The sequence below is a fragment of the Butyrivibrio sp. MB2005 genome (assembly GCF_000424285.1).
In the GTDB taxonomy this organism is placed as follows: Bacteria; Bacillota; Clostridia; order Lachnospirales; family Lachnospiraceae; genus Butyrivibrio.
The window spans coordinates 24,960-41,607 of the sequence record NZ_AUJP01000004.1; the positions used below are offsets into that span (position 1 = coordinate 24,960).

Sequence of the window (16,648 nt, forward strand, 5' to 3'; positions counted from 1 at the left end):
GGTTATACTATGGTTACTAGAAAAGTTGTTATTAAGAACCCTACAGGTCTGCACCTTAGACCTGCCGGGAATTTATGTAAAGTCGCGATGAACTACAAATCGCATATCACATTTATGTATGGTCCCAACTCTGCTAATGCAAAGAGTGTGCTTAGTGTACTTGGAGCTTGTATTAAGTGTGGAGATGAGCTTGAATTCAAATGTGAAGGCCCTGATGAGCAGGAAGCACTTGATGCTCTTGTAGCTGCTATAGAGAGTGGTCTTGGAGAATAATATTTTTGAAATTTGACGGACGGCAGCTTTGTCGTCCGTATAGTTTGAATCGAAAGGGTAAGATATGAAAAAGCTTATAGTTACAGGTTGTAATGGACAGTTAGGAAGAGCCATAAATCTTGAGCTTGGTAAGTCAGGAGAGTATGAGCTGGTAAATACTGATGTATTTGAAGGCGAGGGTATAACTCCCCTTGACATCACAAATGTTGATAAGGTTGCAGGTCTCGTAAGAGAGGTAAAGCCCTACGCTATTATCAACTGCGCTGCATATACTGCTGTTGATGCACAGGAGAAGGATGTTGATCTGGCATATAAGATCAATGCCATCGGTCCCAGAAACCTTGCTATAGCATCAAGTGAAGTTGGTGCAAAGCTTGTGCATGTTTCAACCGATTATGTTTTTGCGGGAAACGGAACACGTCCTTATACAGAGTTTGATCAGACGGGCCCTGTCAGCAAGTATGGTATTACCAAGCTTGCCGGAGAGCAGTTTGTTGAGAAATTCGCAAGCAGATATTTCACCATCAGAACAGCATGGCTTTACGGTGATGGTAAGAATTTTGTTAAGACTATGATGGGGCTTTCTGAGAAGCTTGATGAAGTAAGCGTTGTATGCGATCAGCTTGGAACACCTACAAGCACCTACGAGCTTGCAAGAGCGATTCATTTCCTTCTTGAAACAGAGAACTACGGTCTTTTCCATGGTACCTGTGAAGGAGATACCAACTGGGCTGATTTCACAGAGGAGATTTTCCGCATCGCCGGAAAGAGCACACATGTTAATCATGTTACAAGTGCTGAGTACGCTCAGAAGAATCCTCAGGCTGCACCGAGACCGGCATATTCAATTCTTGAGAACTATATGCTTAAGCTTACTTCCGATTTCATGTTTGCTGACTGGCACGATGCAATTGAGAAATACATGAAGGAATACATCTTAAAATAAGGGAGAGACAGTGAATGCTGTCGGTTTTACTTAACTGGATTTATGTAATAGTAACTACATATATTTGGGGATTCGCAATATTACAGTCTGTCGTAAATAATCCTCATATGTTCACTTTTAAAGGTAAAAAGCAGAGCATATATGAGGTTAGGTATCATGAGAGTTATCTTATTGCGGGTATAATAGCTGCGACTTCTTATGCGCAGCTTTTTAGTATTGTTTATAAAGTGGGCATCATTGCCAATATTCTATATATTGGCATTTGCCTGCTTATTGTTTTTTTGAAAAAGGATAAACTTTTTTCAAGTTTAACGGACCTATTTTCAAAGCTGGCTGACAGAAAAATAGTAGTAATCTATGCTGTTATAACGCTGGTTCTTGCTTATGCAACCTCCCACGGTCTTATGCATTATGACACCGATCTGTATCACGCTCAGGCCATCAGATGGATTGAGGAATACGGTGTAATAAAAGGTCTTGGCAATCTGCATCTGCGACTTGGCTATAACAGCTCTTCTTTTGCGCTTTCTGCGCTTTTTAGTATGAGCTTCATGGGACAATCCCTTCATACCATGGCAGGTTATTTTGCGCTGCTCCTTGCGATAAAGTGTGCGGATATCGTGCAGATAGTGAGAAGGCGCTATCCTATACTTCCTGATTTTGCAAGGATTCTTGCGATCTATTATCTGTTCACAATATTTGATGAGATGGTATCACCTGCGTCCGATTATTACATGACTACGCTGGTGTTCTACATAGTGATCCACTGGCTTGATCTTTACTCGATTCATGAAAGATCCTTTTTGCCACATGCGTTTTTGAGTATGACTGCGTTGTATGCAGCAACCATAAAGTTGTCGGCAGCTCCGCTGTTTTTACTGGCGATCTATCCGATCCACAGACTGATTACCAGAAGGAAATCAGGGGCAGTAAGACCTATCCTGTACTTTGTGCTTATAGGATTCTTTATTTCTTTCCCTTTTGTACTTAGGAGTATGATTCTGACAGGGTGGTTGGTTTATCCATTTACGGCGATTGATATTTTTACGGTTGCCTGGAAGGTGCCAATTGACAGGGCTGTTTCGGATGCCCATGAGATAATTGCATACGGCAGAGGCTTTACAAATGTGGCAGATTACGCAGTACCATTTAAGGAATGGTTTCCTGGATGGGTGTCATCCCTTGGGACCTTCAACAAACTGATGCTACTTCTTGATACTCTTTGCCTTCCTGTTTATGCAGGCTGCTGTATATATTATATGCTTGTGGGCAGAACATCCGGGAAAGGAAAAGGCGGAAGCAATGTATTTAAGCTAAGTCACAGGAAGGCGGTGGCTCTATCTGATTTCCTGTTTTTGGAAGGCATCGCCTATTTATCACTTTGCTACTGGCTTTTCTCATCTCCGCTTATCAGATATGGATGTGTTTATCTCTGGCTTCCTGCTGTGATACTTATAGGGCGGTTTGCATGTTTTATCTATGACAGGATGGGACTTGCGAAATATGAGTACATGCACAAGGCTGTGTTTGCGCTGTTTGTACTTTTCATAACCTATAAGAGCATTTATTTCGGAATTGAGGATGCCCGCAGATTCAATCCTTCATACCTTGTAAAGCAGCAGGATTACAATAGCTATGAGGTAGAGGAAAAGGAGATTTCAGGAATTGCCTTCTACTATCCTGTAAGCGGTGACAGAACAGGTTATGATGCGTTTCCGTCAGCGCCGAGTCTTGACGGGTTTAAGCTCATAGGAAGCGATATCCGTGCCGGCTTTGAGCCGGCAGATCCCGGGTAAGTGGAAATAAATGCGAAAATAAGGTAAAATAATGTGTTGAATTATTTTTATATGGAGAAATACAGATATGGAAAAGAATGCAAAAATATATGTAGCAGGACATCGCGGAATGGTTGGCTCAGCTATTGTAAGAGAGCTTGAGAAGCAGGGCTATACTAATATAATCACACGTACTCATAAGGAGCTTGATCTTACAAGACAGGATCAGGTTGAAGAGTTCTTTGCAAAGGAGAAGCCTGAGTATGTGTTCCTTGCAGCTGCTAAGGTTGGCGGAATTGAAGCTAATCAGAGTGCGCTTGCAGATTTCATGTATGACAACATGATCCTTGAGATGAACGTTATTAACGCAGCTTGGAGAAATGGCTGTAAGAAGCTTGAATTCCTTGGTTCATCATGTATCTATCCCAGAATGGCACCTCAGCCCATGAAGGAGAGCTGCCTTCTTACAAGCGAGCTTGAGAAGACCAATGAAGCTTATGCACTTGCCAAGATATCAGGTCTTAAATACTGCGAGTTCCTGAACAGACAGTACGGAACAGATTATATCTCAGTAATGCCTACAAACCTTTATGGTCCAAACGATAACTATCATCCTACACATTCTCATGTTCTTCCTGCTATGCTCAGAAGATTCCATGAGGCTAAGGAGGCAGGACTTGAAAAGGTAACCTGCTGGGGTGACGGATCACCTTTAAGGGAGTTCCTCTATGTTGATGATCTTGCTAACCTGTGTGTATTCCTTATGAATAACTACAGCGGTAATGAGACAGTCAATGCCGGAACGGGTAAAGAGCTCACTATTAAAGAGCTTGCTGAGACCATCGCTAAGGTTGTTGGTTATGAAGGTGAGATTGAGTGGGATGCTACAAAGCCCAACGGAACACCCAGAAAGCTTCTTGATGTGTCTAAGGCAGCAGGACTTGGCTGGACATATAAGACAGAGCTTGAAGATGGTATTAGACTTGCATACGACGATTTCCTTAATAATCCAATGAGAGCGGAGAGATAAGATGAAACTGCTTACCATTATAGTTCCGTGCTATAACGAAGAAGAAAATATAACAGATTTCTATGATGAGCTTATGAAGACAGAGAGCTTCTTTAAGCAGCATGATGTGGACTTTGAGATTATCTATGTCAATGATGGATCAAAAGATCACACTGTGGCCGAAGTGAAGAAGCTTCATGAGCGTGATGAGAGAGTACACCTTATTAACTTTTCAAGGAATTTCGGAAAAGAGTCTGCGATTTATGCAGGCCTTCAGAAATCAAAGGGTGACTATGTCGTTATGCTGGACTGCGATCTGCAGGATCCACCGGCTCTTTTGCCTGAGATGTACGGCTATATCGTAAATGATGGTTTTGATTCTGTTGCCACAAGAAGGGTGACCAGAAAAGGCGAGCCGCCGATCAGATCATTTTTTGCCAGAAGATTCTACAGTCTTATCAACAGAATGTCCAAGACTGAGATCGTAGACGGTGCAAGAGATTACAGACTTATGACCAGACAGTTTGTTGATGCTATCCTTTCCATGGAGGAGTACAACAGATTCTCCAAGGGCATTTTCGGATGGGTCGGCTTTGAGACCAAGTGGCTTGAGTATGAGAATATTGAGCGCAAGAAGGGAGAGACCAAGTGGTCCTTCTGGAAGCTTTTCATATACGCACTGGATGGAATTACAGCATTTTCAACTGTTCCGCTTGCAGTGGCTTCAGTTCTTGGCGTTCTCTTCTGCTTCCTTGCAGCGGTGCTTATTATAGTCACCATTGTCAGAAAGGCAGTATACGGAGATCCCACCAGCGGATGGCCGTCACTTGTATGTATTATCAGTCTTGTAAGTGGTGTGCAGCTGTTTTGCCTTGGAATTTTGGGACAGTACCTCAGTAAGACCTACCTTGAGGTTAAGAAAAGACCTATTTACATTGTTAAGGAAGAGATTTGATGAGCAGGGCAATCACCTCAGAGACAAAAGTCAGTATAATCGTTCCTGTTTATAAAGCAGAGGCTTTTATCGGTGAGACCATAGAACAGGTTCAGAAGCAGTCCTATAGTGACTTTGAGCTGATACTGGTGCTGGATTCATCCAATGACAGAAGTGAAGACATCATTAGGGAGAAGGCAGCAGATGACCAGCGTATTAAGCTTATTTGCAAGGAGCAAAACGAAGGTGCTGCGGCTGCCAGAAATACAGGCATAGATGCTGCGGAGGGCAGATATATAGCATTTCTTGATGCTGATGATATCTGGGATCCTTGTAAGCTCGAAAAAGAGCTGGCTTTTATGAAGGAGAACAATGCAGGCTTTGTTTTTACAGCTTATGAATTTGGCGATGAAAACGCAAAGCCTACCGGTAAGGTGGTGCATGTTCCAAAGACCTTAGCTTATAAGCAGGCTCTATCAAGGACTATTATTTTTACGTCCACGGTTTTGATGGACAGGAGAGTTATTCCGGATGAGCTGATCCACATGCCCATTATTGAGAGTGAGGATACAGCCACCTGGTGGAGAATATTAAAAAGTGGTATTACGGCTTACGGTTTGGATGAGGTTCTTGTGGTCTACAGAAGACCTGTCAAGTCACTTTCATCCAATAAGCTGAAAGCAGTTAAACGTATTTGGGGTTTATACAGAAATATTGCAGAATTGTCAGCTGTTTCCAGTGTTTTTTATCTCGTGGCATGGGGGCTGCGTGCTACACTGAGGAGACTGTGACAGGAATCTAAAGGGATATTGTATGAAACAGGTTGAATCCATAAAGAGAATTTTTGTGTTATGTCTTGGACTCATAGGTCTTTCCATGCAGACGGCAGTATATGCCTTCTTTTGGCTTAAAGTATATTATCCGCTGGTTCATGAACCAAGATATGCTGGCGGTTATTATGTAGGTCCCGGACTCCATCTTTATTTTCGTGGACACCTGCTTGTAATAGCGATCTATTTTGTTTTATTACTCTTTTTATCTAATACCTACGGAGGGCTGAAGATAGGATATCTGAAATCAATGGATATTTTCCTTTCTCAGATATTTGCCCTTTTAATGGTAAATGTAATTTCATATTTCCAGATATCATTGTTTGGACTTCAGCTGGTAAGGATTGTTCCTATGCTTGAGCTTTTGGCTATTCAGCTGATCATCTCATTTTTATGGGCTGTCTGTACCAACTGGCTGTACCGTTCGATTTTCCCTGCAAGACAGATGCTTCTTGTAAGCGGGGAATACCCGGTTGATGATATCCTTCGGAAATTCAATTCCAGAAAAGATAAATATAATATTGTAAAGTGCATGAATATCAAGGAAGGCATTGAAAAGATCGAGAAGGAAAGCCTTGAAAGATATGATGCGGTTGTTATTTGGGATATTCCCACCCAGGACAGAAACAAGCTTCTTAAGTTCCTGTACGCACATTCAATCAGGGTATATCTGATGCCCAAGATTACGGATGTTCTGGTAAAGGGTTCAACTCAGATGCATCTGTTTGATACTCCGGTACTTCTTCTTAGAGAGTATTACCTTAAGATTGAAGAACGTGCCATCAAGAGAATGGTAGATGTTATATGCGCTCTTATACTTGTTGTGCTTTCTTCACCTGTCATGCTGATCACAGCTATCATAATCAAGCTTTATGACGGTGGCCCGGTGCTGTATAAGCAGATAAGGTGCACAGAGAATCAGAGACAGTTCAAGATCATGAAGTTCAGAAGCATGCGTGTGGATGCTGAAAAGGACGGTGTTGCAAGACTCGCCACCAAGAACGATTCCAGAATCACACCTATCGGTAAGTTCATAAGAGCAGTCAGAATTGATGAACTTCCGCAGCTGTTCAATATCCTTCGCGGAGATATGTCATTTATAGGACCAAGACCCGAGAGACCGGAGATCATTGAGCAGTACATGGAGACCATGCCGGAGTTTGCTTTCAGAATGAAGGTGAAAGCAGGACTTGCAGGATATGCGCAGGTATACGGTAAGTACAATACTACGCCCTATGACAAGTTGAAGCTCGATCTTGCATATATAGAGAATTATTCAGTATGGCTCGATTTTAAACTTATGCTTTTGACACTTAAAATACTGTTTACACCTGATGCCACAGAGGGTGTTGAAGAGACGCAGATTACTGCTCTCAAACAGGACAGTGAGAATAACTGATCTTAACGCTACGTGACAGGAGTCGCCTGACTATGAGTAGAAAAACTGAGAATTACGACAGTGAGATTATAAACCTTAGAGCATTCTATTTAAGATTAATATCAAGACTTTGGGTTGTTATCATGGCTGCAGTGGCAGGAGCTGCTGTAGGCGGACTTATATATTTTCTGGCTAACGTTGTTTTTGCTGCTCCCAGGAATTATTATACGGATTCCACACTTTATATTTATTTTGCTTATGATGAGAATAAGGGAACTCAGGTGGACTATTACAATGCCTTTACCTGGAACACTCTCATAAAGACAGATGAGTCTATAGTTGGTGAGGCTATCCAGGGGCTCAAGGCAGCAGGCTATGACAATGTCACTGCCGATGTTGTGGCTGACAGCGTAAGTGCGGATATTCCATCTGATGTCAGGGTTATGGTGCTGACAGTAAAAAATACAGATAAGGATTTTGCCGAAGCTCTGACCGTAGCCATGAATGATGCACTTGTAAACTATGGTAAGGTCAACACGGCTTTTGATCAGATAAAGCTTCTTGGAAGGTCTGAGGTAAAGTTGGAGATCGTATCTGATAAGATTTTTACAGCAATAATTCTTGGCGCAGTTATAGGATTTATTATAGCTGTACTGGCAGAGCTTGTTCTTGAGTCTATGAATGATGCCATATATATTCCTGAGGATGCAGAGAGAAGGTATCGTCTGCCTGTTTTTGGAGTGATCACAAGGGATGGCCAGGAGGAGCCTTCATTTTTCAGAAATGAGCTGCTCTCAGCCTATGAAGCTAACATGAAAAGTATATCCGAAGCAGCGGTTTTCTGTGTCGATGACAGAGGTAACGCTGAGCTTGCCACCAGGAATACTGATAAACTTAAAGGAATTCTTGGAAGCACTGTTTCCGAGAAAATTAAGTATGTTCCCATGCCGCTTCCCGGAGATAACAAAGATGCGGAAGGCAGTCTGAAGACTGTGGGCGGTGCACTTATCATGATTCGTGCCGGAAAGCGAAACGGAGCTATGACTGCGCATCTGATATCACAGCTTAAAAAGCTTGGATGTCCCGTACTTGGTATGATACTTGTAGATGCGGATAAGAAGTTTATGGAACAATATTTGGGGCTTTGATATGTCAAGAATTCAGCTTTTAGTTTCGGCGCTGTCTGAGGATACGGACAGACTGCCGGTAAAAATGAATATTCAGTCCGATGCCATCATCATCAATCAGAAGATGAAATTCGGCTATTTAGAGCAAAGCTATAATGGGCATAAGATTAAGATTTTTAATTGCAACGAGAAGGGTGTGGGGCTATCAAGAAACCTTGCGCTACTCCGCGCTGATCATGAGCTTGTGCAGTTTTGTGATGAAGATATTGTCCTTGATGATGGATATACTGCTCTTGTGGAGAAGGAGTTTGATGCTCATCCCGAGGCCGATATGATCATGTTTAATGTGAAGCAGGCCAAGGGGAGAGAAACCTATCACAATTCCCAGTTTGCCAGAGTGACCTATAAGAATTACGGAAGATATCCTGCATATGCCATAATCGCAAGGAGAGAGAAGCTTCACAAGCATTCGATTACCTTTTCACTTCTTTTTGGAGGCGGTGCTAAATTCAGTAACGGAGAGGATTCTCTTTTTATAAAGGACTGCCTTGATAAGGGAATCAGGATTTATAAAACAAATATCCAGATTGGACATGAGGAGGGAGGTCGTCCTTCCACATGGTTTTCGGGATATAACGAGAAGTTTTTCTATGACAGAGGATATCTGTATCACTACCTGTATGGACAGCTTGCCGTACCTATGTGCATGAGATTTTTGGTGGCGCATAAAAAGCAGCTGTGCAAAGAGATATCGCTGCCAAGGTGCTTTTTGATCATGAGAAGAGGCGTAAAGGACGCGCGTAGATAAGCTTCAACATCATTGTGGTGAACCTATGATTATTTACCTGTTACTGACGGTTTCGGTTCTGCTTATAGCATTAACTGTAAAGTCAAAGCAGAAGCTGACACCGGCCCTGGTGAGGGATGATTACAATTATGTATATTGTGGAATTACCAGAAGCCAGCTAAAAAGCCGTATGGGGCTTTTGGCCATTTTTGTGCTGCTTACGGGAATATCCGCCATAAGACTGAATGTGGGTAATGACTACAGTAAGTATGTGGAAATTATGCACAGAGCTTACAGTGATGCCATTGTTCCCACAGAGTGGGGATTCAATGCCCTGACGAAGATCGTTTACAGGTTTTCGGGCTTTGAGAATTATGTGGCGGTATTCGCAATTTTTGCGGCAGTTACGGTAGCACTTTTTCTTGGCGAGATATACAGACAATCAGAAGATTTCTGGATGTCCTTTATGATGTTCATGCTGCTTGGGTATTATTTTCAGTCCATAAGCACGGTGAGATATTACCTTGCTCTTGGAGCAGCTCTTATGGCCATGAGATTTTGCCTTAAAGGAGACTGGCCGGCATTTGTGATGGTGGTGCTTTTGGGATCACTTTTTCACAAGTCATTACTGGTGATTCTGGTGCTTTATCCGCTGGCAGCATACAGATGGAAGAGGTGGATGTACGGTGCTTTTGGAGTGCTTTGTATCTCGACACTGTTTCTGAAGGACATATATTTAAAGATTGCAATTAAGATTTATCCTTCCTATGAAGGTACAGAGTATTTAAGCGGCGGTACCAGCAAAGTAAGTATATTAAGATGCCTTGCCGTTATGGTATTTGCGATTTACGTTCTTGGAAAAGATTTGTTTGACGACAAGCGTATGAGATTTTACTTTATGTGCAATTTCGGCGCTTTTGCACTGTATGTATTTTGCTCATTCTTGCCTACTGTTTCCAGAATCGCATATTACCTTACAGTTACACAGATTCTCTTTGTACCCGCACTTCTTCTTAGGATGAAGGAGGACATCAGGTCCAGAGTTAACATGAAGCTTCTTGCAAAAATCGCTGTCATAGTCTTTTGCGCATTGTATTTTGTTATGTACATGAGAAGGGCAGCTGATGACGGAGTAAGAGTTTTGCCCTATGAGACAATCTTTTTCCATGAGCTCCCTGCGACTTTATCAGAGAGAGGCTTTGGCTGATTTAAACCCTGTTTATTGAGGTATGAATATGAAAAGACCATTTTTTACAATAATAGTTGTTGCCTATAATGCAGGTGATGATCTTATAAAAACCATAGACAGCATAAAAATGCAGAGCTTTGACGATTACAGGATCGTGATAAAAGACGGCGGTTCAACTGACGGATCTCTTGAAAAAGCTGCCCAGATGCTGGGAATTACAGCCTCGGGAGAATCCCCTGATAGAAGGGCAAAGATCATTAAAGGCAAGGATCATGGTATTTATGATGCCATGAATATTGCTGTAGAGAATATAAAAGAAGACTATGGCACAGAGATAAGTGCCGGAGAAGTCCCGGGGTTCATTTATTTCCTTAACTGCGGAGATATTTTTTCAAGCGCTCTTGTTTTGTCCAAGGTATACGAGCAGATAACGAATACGATAAAGAGCCTTGGCACTACGCTTCCTGCCATATACTATGGTGATATTTTTGAGATGCAGACAGGACAGAGGGTTTCATCTGTTCCTAAGATAAATGATTTTGCCTGCTATAGAAATGTGCCTTCGCATCAGGCTTGTTTTTATGATATGAGACTTATGTTCAGATATCAGTTCGATACTGTTTGGAAAGTGCGTGCGGACTATGAGCATTTTCTCAGATGTGTGTATGTGGAGAAGGCTCAGACCGTATATCTCAGGATGCTTATAGCAGATTATGAGGGCGGCGGATTTTCGGAAACTGTGGAGAACAGGAAGATTTCTGAGAGGGAGAGAGAACAGATCATTCATTTGTATCTCAGCAGGTCACAGATTCAGAAGTACGATATGATAAGAGCACTTACTTTGGCTCCTGTCCGTACAAAAATAGCGCAGAATCCTAAGACCGCAGGTTTTTATAATAAAATAAAAAGCCTTATATATGGGCGAAAATAATCGCTCATGTAGTAAGCAGCAATGCTATGCCGCTTGCTATAGCGAAGGAGTCTTAGTATGAGAGTTTTGTGGGTATGTAATATAATGCTGCCTGCTTTTGCAAAGGCAAAGGGGCTTCCCTGGTCAGACAGAGAGGGATGGCTTTCAGGTGCCTATGAGAAGCTAAAGGCAGGCAGGAATACAGTTAAAATTCAGCTCGGAATTAGTTTTCCGGGCGATTTTGGTATGGAAGAAATTGATGGTGTCAGATTCTATGGCTTTAATGAGAATCTGAATTCACCTGAGGTATATGATGAAAAATTGGAAGACAGGTTTAAGGAGATAATTGACGACTTTAAGCCTGACATGATCCATGTTTTTGGAACAGAGTTTCCACACAATCTTGCTGCAGAAAAGGCCTTTGGAAGACCGGACAGAACACTTCTTGGAATTCAGGGTGTATGCAGTGAGATAGCGAAGGTATATATGGCGCATCTCCCGGAGTCCGTTCAGAATGATCTGACCTTCAGGGATAAATATAAAAATGATGGCCTCGTTCAACAGATGGAGAAATTCAGGTTAAGGGGCGAGACTGAGAAAAAAGCAATTTCACTTGCGGGACACATCACAGGAAGAACCGAGTTTGATAAACGGGTTACTTCTGAAATAAATCCGTCTGCGGTTTATCATCATATGAATGAAACCATGAGATCGACCTTCTATAAAGGTACCTGGAGATCTGTGAATACAGTTACTCACAGTATCTTTTTATCTCAGGGTGACTATCCCTTAAAGGGCTTCCATTTTGTGCTGGAAGCAATGCCTGAGATCCTTGCTGAATTCCCGGATACGAAAATCTATGTTGCTGGTAACAGCGTTATAGGCAAGATAAAACGTAAGACAGTAACAGTGCCCGATGAGCAGAAGGATGCTTCCGGGAAAAGTAAGTATCCTCTTGCCATTCGCATTTCAGGATACGGTAAATATCTAAAGAAACTGATAAGAAGAAACCGCCTTGGCGGAAAAGTAATAATGCTTGGAAAGCTTTCAGCTGAGCAGATGAAGGAGCAGCTCCTTAAGAGTAATCTTTTCATTTGTCCATCAACCATTGAGAATTCACCTAACTCCCTTGCAGAAGCAATGCTTCTTGGAGTGCCTGTTGTTGCATCCAATACGGGCGGTATTCCAAGTATGCTTGAGAAAAACGTTGATGGAATTTTGTTTGAAGAAGGCAATCCACATGATCTTGCAAAATGTGTGATTCAGATTTTCAGGGAGCCCGTGATAGCTGCTGTTTACGGTGATAATGCCAGAAAACATGCACTTATTACCCATGATGGGGATGCCAATTTTAAAAGACTTATAGAAATATATCAGGAAATAACGAGAGAATGATAAGTGTAACCTTCGTTTCGAACTTCATAAATCATCATCAGATTCCTTTCTGTGATGAGATGTACAAAAACCTTGGAGATTCCTTCAGGTTTATTGAAGCTGTGCCTATGGAGCAGGGGCGAAAGGCCATGGGATGGAGCGATGATTCAGAGAGCCTTCCCTATGTGCACAGGTTATATGAAGAAGAAAATGTCTGCGCTGATTATATAAAAAACTGCGATGTTTTGATGCTGGGCTGGACAGGTCTTAGCAAGGACAGCAATGAGGACAGGCTTATAAGAGAGAGAATGGATTCCGGCAGACCTGTTATCAGAGTCAGCGAGAGGATATACAGAGAAGGCAGATGGAAGGCTATTTCGCCAAGAGGACTTATGGCGAAATATGATGAGCATGTGAGATATAAAAACGGTCCTGTATACATGCTGTGTGCAGGAGCTTACGTTTCGGGAGATTTTAAACTTATCGGTGCATATCCTGACAAGATGTTTAAGTGGGGATATTTCCCGCCGCTAAAAAGATATGATGATCATGAACTTTCATCAATGCTTTACAGGAGGGGAGAGCAGCTTAGAATATGCTTTGCTGCGAGACTGATTAAGCTTAAACATCCGGAGTTTGTACTGTATGCCGCAGGTATTTTGAAAAAGGAAAAGATAGATTTTCATATAGATGTGGTCGGAGACGGACCACTTTTTGCAGAGCTTGAGAGTAGGATAAAGGGAGCTGGATTAACTGAATGTGTAACCCTTTGCGGTTCAAAGAGTCCGGAAGAAGTAAGAGAGGTCATGGAAAAAAGCCATGTATTTATTTTTGCAAGTAACTATCTTGAGGGATGGGGAGCTGTGGTTAATGAAGCAATGAACAGTGCATGCGCTGTTATTGCATCCTCAGAAGCCGGCGCTGTCCCTTATCTTATAAGAGATGGAGAAAACGGACTTACCTTTGATGGTTGCAGCAAAAAGGATTTTAAGAATAAGCTTTTGATGCTGACGGGAGATAGTGGCGATACCATGATAAGAAGATTTCAAAATGCCGCTTATGAGACCATTGTATCTTCCTGGAATGCAGAGAATGCAGCAAAAAGATTGTTGTCCTTCTGTAATCAGATAATGTCCGGAGGAAGCGTTGCAGCCCCTGCAAAAGGGCCCATGAGTGAAGCAGAGGTTATAAAAGCGCCGCCATTTTGGAGGGGATTCCTGGAAGATAATCATCTGGAATAGATAGAGGAGTAAGTATTTGTTTACCAAGAAAATAAGCGTAATAATTCCTGCTTATAACATAGAGGAACTTATAATTAAATGCCTTGAATCCGTATGTGCTCAGACCTATCCGAAGGAGCTTATGGAGATTATTGTTGTGGATGACGGCTCTACTGATGGCACACTTTCTAAGATACAGGAGTTTGCTAAAAACCATGACAATATAGTTGTGATCCATCAGGAAAACGGAGGAAGCAGCAAGGCAAGGAATCACGGGCTTAGCGTTGCTACAGGTGATTATGTGGGTTTTGTTGATGCCGATGACTACATTGATCCTGCCATGTATGAGGAGCTTATGAAGGCAGCTCTTGAGGGAGACGATGATGGAGTGCCGCTCCTTATGGTGCAGGCTTCAAGAGATGAGATTGCAGAGACCGGAGAAAGGCTTCCTGATGTGTGTATCCCGCCTTCTGCCAAGAAGATAATAACAGGACAGGAGCATCTTAGAACGCTTCTTATGCATACGGGAGATGCTTCATTTTGCACGAAGCTTACAAGCAGAGAACTCTTTACAGGAGTCTGCAGGGGCTTTCCCGAGGATGAACTGAATGAAGATTTTTATCTGATGATACACATGTTAAAGAAGGTTGAAAAACTGGCCATTCTTCCCGGACAGTATTATCATGTCTTCTACAGAACAGGCAGCAACACCAGGAAAAAGAACGATCAGAAGGATTATTTTCCTCCGGTATTTACTGATATAGTTCGCAATTCCGATGTGGCCTACAGACTTGTACAGAATGATTTTCCTGAGCTTAAAGAAGTGGCTGTGAGATTTTGCCTCTTCCAGAGACTTGATTATCTTTTGCATATTCCGATCAGCAGGATGACCGGAGACAATGCTTTTTATAATAAAGAAGTCGTGGCCTTTTTAAGAAAACACTTTGGAGATATACTTTCGAATAAATATCTTACAGGGAAAAATAAGGCATATCTGATCATGCTGGCAGTGGCGCCAAAGGGGATCAGAAAGCTCCACGCAAAACTAAAAGGAATAGATTATTAAGCAGAACTATGAAGGAAACACTTTCAAAAAAAGTCACTTTAATACTTATCATAATGCTGGCAATGCAGATCATAACGATCTGTGTTTTTGGTGTGCAAAAAGCGGGCTTTCATCAGGATGAGTACTATTCCTTTTTCTCAACAAACAGAAGTCTTGGTTTCTATTATCCAGACAGGGAGTGGGTGGATTCTGAGACTATAAGAAATGAGTTTGTGGTTTTGCCGGGGGAAGGATTTAATTACGGACTGGTGCACATTGTGCAGTCCTGGGATGTGCATCCCCCGCTGTTTTACGATATGCTCCATACGATCTGTTCAATATCGGCAGGTGTATTTTCCAAGTGGCAGGGTATTTTGCTGAATCTGATAGGCTTTGCAATCAGTTTTTTACTTCTTAATAAGCTTGCAAGAAGCATCGGAATGGCTGATGGTGAAAGGCTTGTGCTGATGTTTGCCTACGGCTTTAATCCAATGACCATTTCCTGTGTGTTGTTTATCAGAATGTATATGTGGCTCACTGTGTTTGTGCTTGCTTATGCTCTTTGCCACATGAGGCTCATAAGTCTTATAAAAAGATATTATGTTGGAAATGAGATTACGGGCTATGTTCTTTCTAAGCCCTTTGATAAACAATTCAAAAAAGGGTTTGTAAATATTGTTCTGGGCATTGCGGTTGTCAGCTTTTTAGGTTTTAGTACCCAGTATTATTTCCTGATTTATATGGGAATGATGTCGCTTTCCTTTGGATTATGGTTCCTTTTCATGATGCCAAAGAAGAAAAAGAAGAAACTTGATTCATCAGGAATGCCGGAAGCTCCTGACAGGAGCCCTATGAATATGTCAATCGGCGAACTGCTTGGTGATGAGGAGTTCACGCAGCAGGCAGCTTCCATGGCAGAGAGATTTGGGTATTTGCTGGTATATGGATGTGGCTGCGCACTGGCTCTTATAGGAGCTGTGGCATTATATCCTGCATCCTTCTCGCATATTTTCAGAGGCTACAGAGGACAGGAAGCCCAGGCTGCTTTTACTGACAGTTCCAATATATGGGAGCGATTTAGATTCTTTGTGGGACTTGCGGATGATTACCTGCTTTCGGGATTTGCATGGCTTGTTATTGCGATCAGTGTAATAGCTCTTATCGGATTATTCTTTTTCGTAAGAATGAAGAATAAGAAGGATAAACTTCATATAGCCCATATAAGAATTCTTGTGGCGGCTACTACCGGTTATTTTCTTATAGTTGCCAAAACAGCGCTGCTTCTTGGTAATACTTCGAATCGCTATGAGATGCCGATTTATCCTATAATCCTTCTTTTGGCAGTATATTTTATTAAAGTCGGAATAAGGGCTATTGTGGGACATAGAAAGCTCATGGAAATCGGTATTCCTACGCTTGTTACGTTTTTGATTTTCATACTTATAACCGTGAAGGGACTTGTTATTGATCGGAACGTACTTTTCCTGTATCCGGAGGATGCTTCGAGAATAGCTTATGCAAGGCAAATGAATGAGGCCGGTGCAAAAGCGGTGGTTATGTACAATGATGCGACTCCGGATAACATATGGAGAATTACGGATGAATTGTTAGAGTATGATAAGCTGTACTATGTCAATGAGGCAGACACGGAGGCAATAAGCGATGCAGAGCTTACAGAAGCAGACACAGTCATTGTGTATGCAGCAGACCATGATAACCGTGATGAGATTTTGTCTATCATAGAAAGCTGTAATTCAAAGAGTGAAAAGAGCGAGAAGATTTCTGCAAAAGACATGTGGACAGTATATGAATTGAAATAGAAGAATATCAAGAATAATAAGGGATATGTTC

At 42.0% G+C, this 16,648-nt stretch carries 15 protein-coding genes; all 15 read left to right on the forward strand.

The annotated features are described in order from the left end of the window. The first annotated feature begins 9 nt into the window (after nucleotides 1-9). The 15 genes from G610_RS0101490 (at nucleotide 10) to G610_RS0101560 (ending at nucleotide 16,617) form a co-directional block, all read left to right on the forward strand. On the forward strand, nucleotides 10-273 hold the full coding sequence (locus tag G610_RS0101490) for an HPr family phosphocarrier protein (protein ID WP_026523359.1): 264 nt from the start codon (nucleotides 10-12) through the stop codon (nucleotides 271-273). A 64-nt stretch (nucleotides 274-337) separates the two neighbouring features. Further along, nucleotides 338-1,219 (forward strand): dTDP-4-dehydrorhamnose reductase, encoded by an 882-nt coding sequence (rfbD, locus tag G610_RS0101495; protein ID WP_026523360.1) that lies wholly within the window; start codon nucleotides 338-340, stop codon nucleotides 1,217-1,219. 14 nt (nucleotides 1,220-1,233) lie between these two features. Then, complete coding sequence (locus G610_RS0101500) at nucleotides 1,234-3,015, forward strand: LIC_10190 family membrane protein (protein WP_026523361.1); 1,782 nt, start codon at nucleotides 1,234-1,236, stop codon at nucleotides 3,013-3,015. A 67-nt stretch (nucleotides 3,016-3,082) separates the two neighbouring features. Further along, on the forward strand, nucleotides 3,083-4,024 hold the full coding sequence (locus G610_RS0101505; protein ID WP_026523362.1) for a GDP-L-fucose synthase family protein: 942 nt from the start codon (nucleotides 3,083-3,085) through the stop codon (nucleotides 4,022-4,024). A gap of 1 nt (nucleotide 4,025) precedes the next feature. Then, a complete protein-coding gene (locus G610_RS0101510) occupies nucleotides 4,026-4,958 on the forward strand; it encodes a glycosyltransferase family 2 protein (protein WP_026523363.1) in 933 nt (310 codons plus the stop codon). Beyond that, nucleotides 4,958-5,728, forward strand: a complete 771-nt coding sequence (locus G610_RS0101515) for a glycosyltransferase family 2 protein (RefSeq protein ID WP_035793910.1) — start codon at nucleotides 4,958-4,960, stop codon at nucleotides 5,726-5,728. The genes G610_RS0101510 and G610_RS0101515 overlap by 1 nt, the downstream gene beginning before the upstream one ends. A gap of 22 nt (nucleotides 5,729-5,750) precedes the next feature. Further along, nucleotides 5,751-7,166, forward strand: a complete 1,416-nt coding sequence (locus G610_RS0101520; protein WP_026523365.1) for a sugar transferase — start codon at nucleotides 5,751-5,753, stop codon at nucleotides 7,164-7,166. Between the two features lie 32 nt (nucleotides 7,167-7,198). Beyond that, complete coding sequence (locus G610_RS0101525; RefSeq protein ID WP_026523366.1) at nucleotides 7,199-8,293, forward strand: hypothetical protein; 1,095 nt, start codon at nucleotides 7,199-7,201, stop codon at nucleotides 8,291-8,293. A 1-nt stretch (nucleotide 8,294) separates the two neighbouring features. Beyond that, complete coding sequence (locus tag G610_RS0101530; RefSeq protein ID WP_035793907.1) at nucleotides 8,295-9,080, forward strand: glycosyltransferase family A protein; 786 nt, start codon at nucleotides 8,295-8,297, stop codon at nucleotides 9,078-9,080. Nucleotides 9,081-9,105: 25 nt separating this feature from the next. Beyond that, nucleotides 9,106-10,266 (forward strand): EpsG family protein, encoded by a 1,161-nt coding sequence (locus G610_RS0101535; RefSeq protein WP_026523368.1) that lies wholly within the window; start codon nucleotides 9,106-9,108, stop codon nucleotides 10,264-10,266. A 28-nt stretch (nucleotides 10,267-10,294) separates the two neighbouring features. Further along, nucleotides 10,295-11,179 carry a glycosyltransferase gene (locus G610_RS0101540; protein ID WP_026523369.1) on the forward strand — a complete coding sequence of 295 codons (885 nt, stop codon included), beginning with the start codon at nucleotides 10,295-10,297 and terminating at the stop codon, nucleotides 11,177-11,179. A 57-nt stretch (nucleotides 11,180-11,236) separates the two neighbouring features. Then, entirely contained in the window at nucleotides 11,237-12,553 is a 1,317-nt protein-coding gene (locus G610_RS0101545) for a glycosyltransferase family 4 protein (RefSeq protein ID WP_026523370.1), read from the forward strand. Then, nucleotides 12,550-13,773 (forward strand): glycosyltransferase family 4 protein, encoded by a 1,224-nt coding sequence (locus tag G610_RS19295; protein WP_051197456.1) that lies wholly within the window; start codon nucleotides 12,550-12,552, stop codon nucleotides 13,771-13,773. Before G610_RS0101545 ends, G610_RS19295 begins: the two co-directional genes overlap by 4 nt. A gap of 16 nt (nucleotides 13,774-13,789) precedes the next feature. Further along, a complete protein-coding gene (locus G610_RS0101555; RefSeq protein WP_026523371.1) occupies nucleotides 13,790-14,818 on the forward strand; it encodes a glycosyltransferase family 2 protein in 1,029 nt (342 codons plus the stop codon). 8 nt (nucleotides 14,819-14,826) lie between these two features. Further along, on the forward strand, nucleotides 14,827-16,617 hold the full coding sequence (locus G610_RS0101560) for a hypothetical protein (RefSeq protein ID WP_026523372.1): 1,791 nt from the start codon (nucleotides 14,827-14,829) through the stop codon (nucleotides 16,615-16,617). Nucleotides 16,618-16,648: the final 31 nt, after the last annotated feature.

Bases quoted from the DNA above. Each gene is read 5' to 3' on its own strand.
- G610_RS0101540 (WP_026523369.1), top strand. From the start codon at position 10,295: ATGAAAAGACCATTTTTTACAATAATAGTTGTTGCCTATAATGCAGGT.
- G610_RS0101525 (WP_026523366.1), top strand. From the start codon at position 7,199: ATGAGTAGAAAAACTGAGAATTACGACAGTGAGATTATAAACCTTAGA.
- G610_RS0101500 (WP_026523361.1), top strand. From the start codon at position 1,234: ATGCTGTCGGTTTTACTTAACTGGATTTATGTAATAGTAACTACATAT.
- G610_RS0101515 (WP_035793910.1), top strand. From the start codon at position 4,958: ATGAGCAGGGCAATCACCTCAGAGACAAAAGTCAGTATAATCGTTCCT.
- G610_RS0101560 (WP_026523372.1), top strand. From the start codon at position 14,827: ATGAAGGAAACACTTTCAAAAAAAGTCACTTTAATACTTATCATAATG.
- G610_RS0101535 (WP_026523368.1), top strand. From the start codon at position 9,106: ATGATTATTTACCTGTTACTGACGGTTTCGGTTCTGCTTATAGCATTA.
- G610_RS0101510 (WP_026523363.1), top strand. From the start codon at position 4,026: ATGAAACTGCTTACCATTATAGTTCCGTGCTATAACGAAGAAGAAAAT.
- G610_RS0101530 (WP_035793907.1), top strand. From the start codon at position 8,295: ATGTCAAGAATTCAGCTTTTAGTTTCGGCGCTGTCTGAGGATACGGAC.
- G610_RS19295 (WP_051197456.1), top strand. From the start codon at position 12,550: ATGATAAGTGTAACCTTCGTTTCGAACTTCATAAATCATCATCAGATT.
- G610_RS0101520 (WP_026523365.1), top strand. From the start codon at position 5,751: ATGAAACAGGTTGAATCCATAAAGAGAATTTTTGTGTTATGTCTTGGA.
- G610_RS0101505 (WP_026523362.1), top strand. From the start codon at position 3,083: ATGGAAAAGAATGCAAAAATATATGTAGCAGGACATCGCGGAATGGTT.
- rfbD (WP_026523360.1), top strand. From the start codon at position 338: ATGAAAAAGCTTATAGTTACAGGTTGTAATGGACAGTTAGGAAGAGCC.
- G610_RS0101490 (WP_026523359.1), top strand. From the start codon at position 10: ATGGTTACTAGAAAAGTTGTTATTAAGAACCCTACAGGTCTGCACCTT.
- G610_RS0101545 (WP_026523370.1), top strand. From the start codon at position 11,237: ATGAGAGTTTTGTGGGTATGTAATATAATGCTGCCTGCTTTTGCAAAG.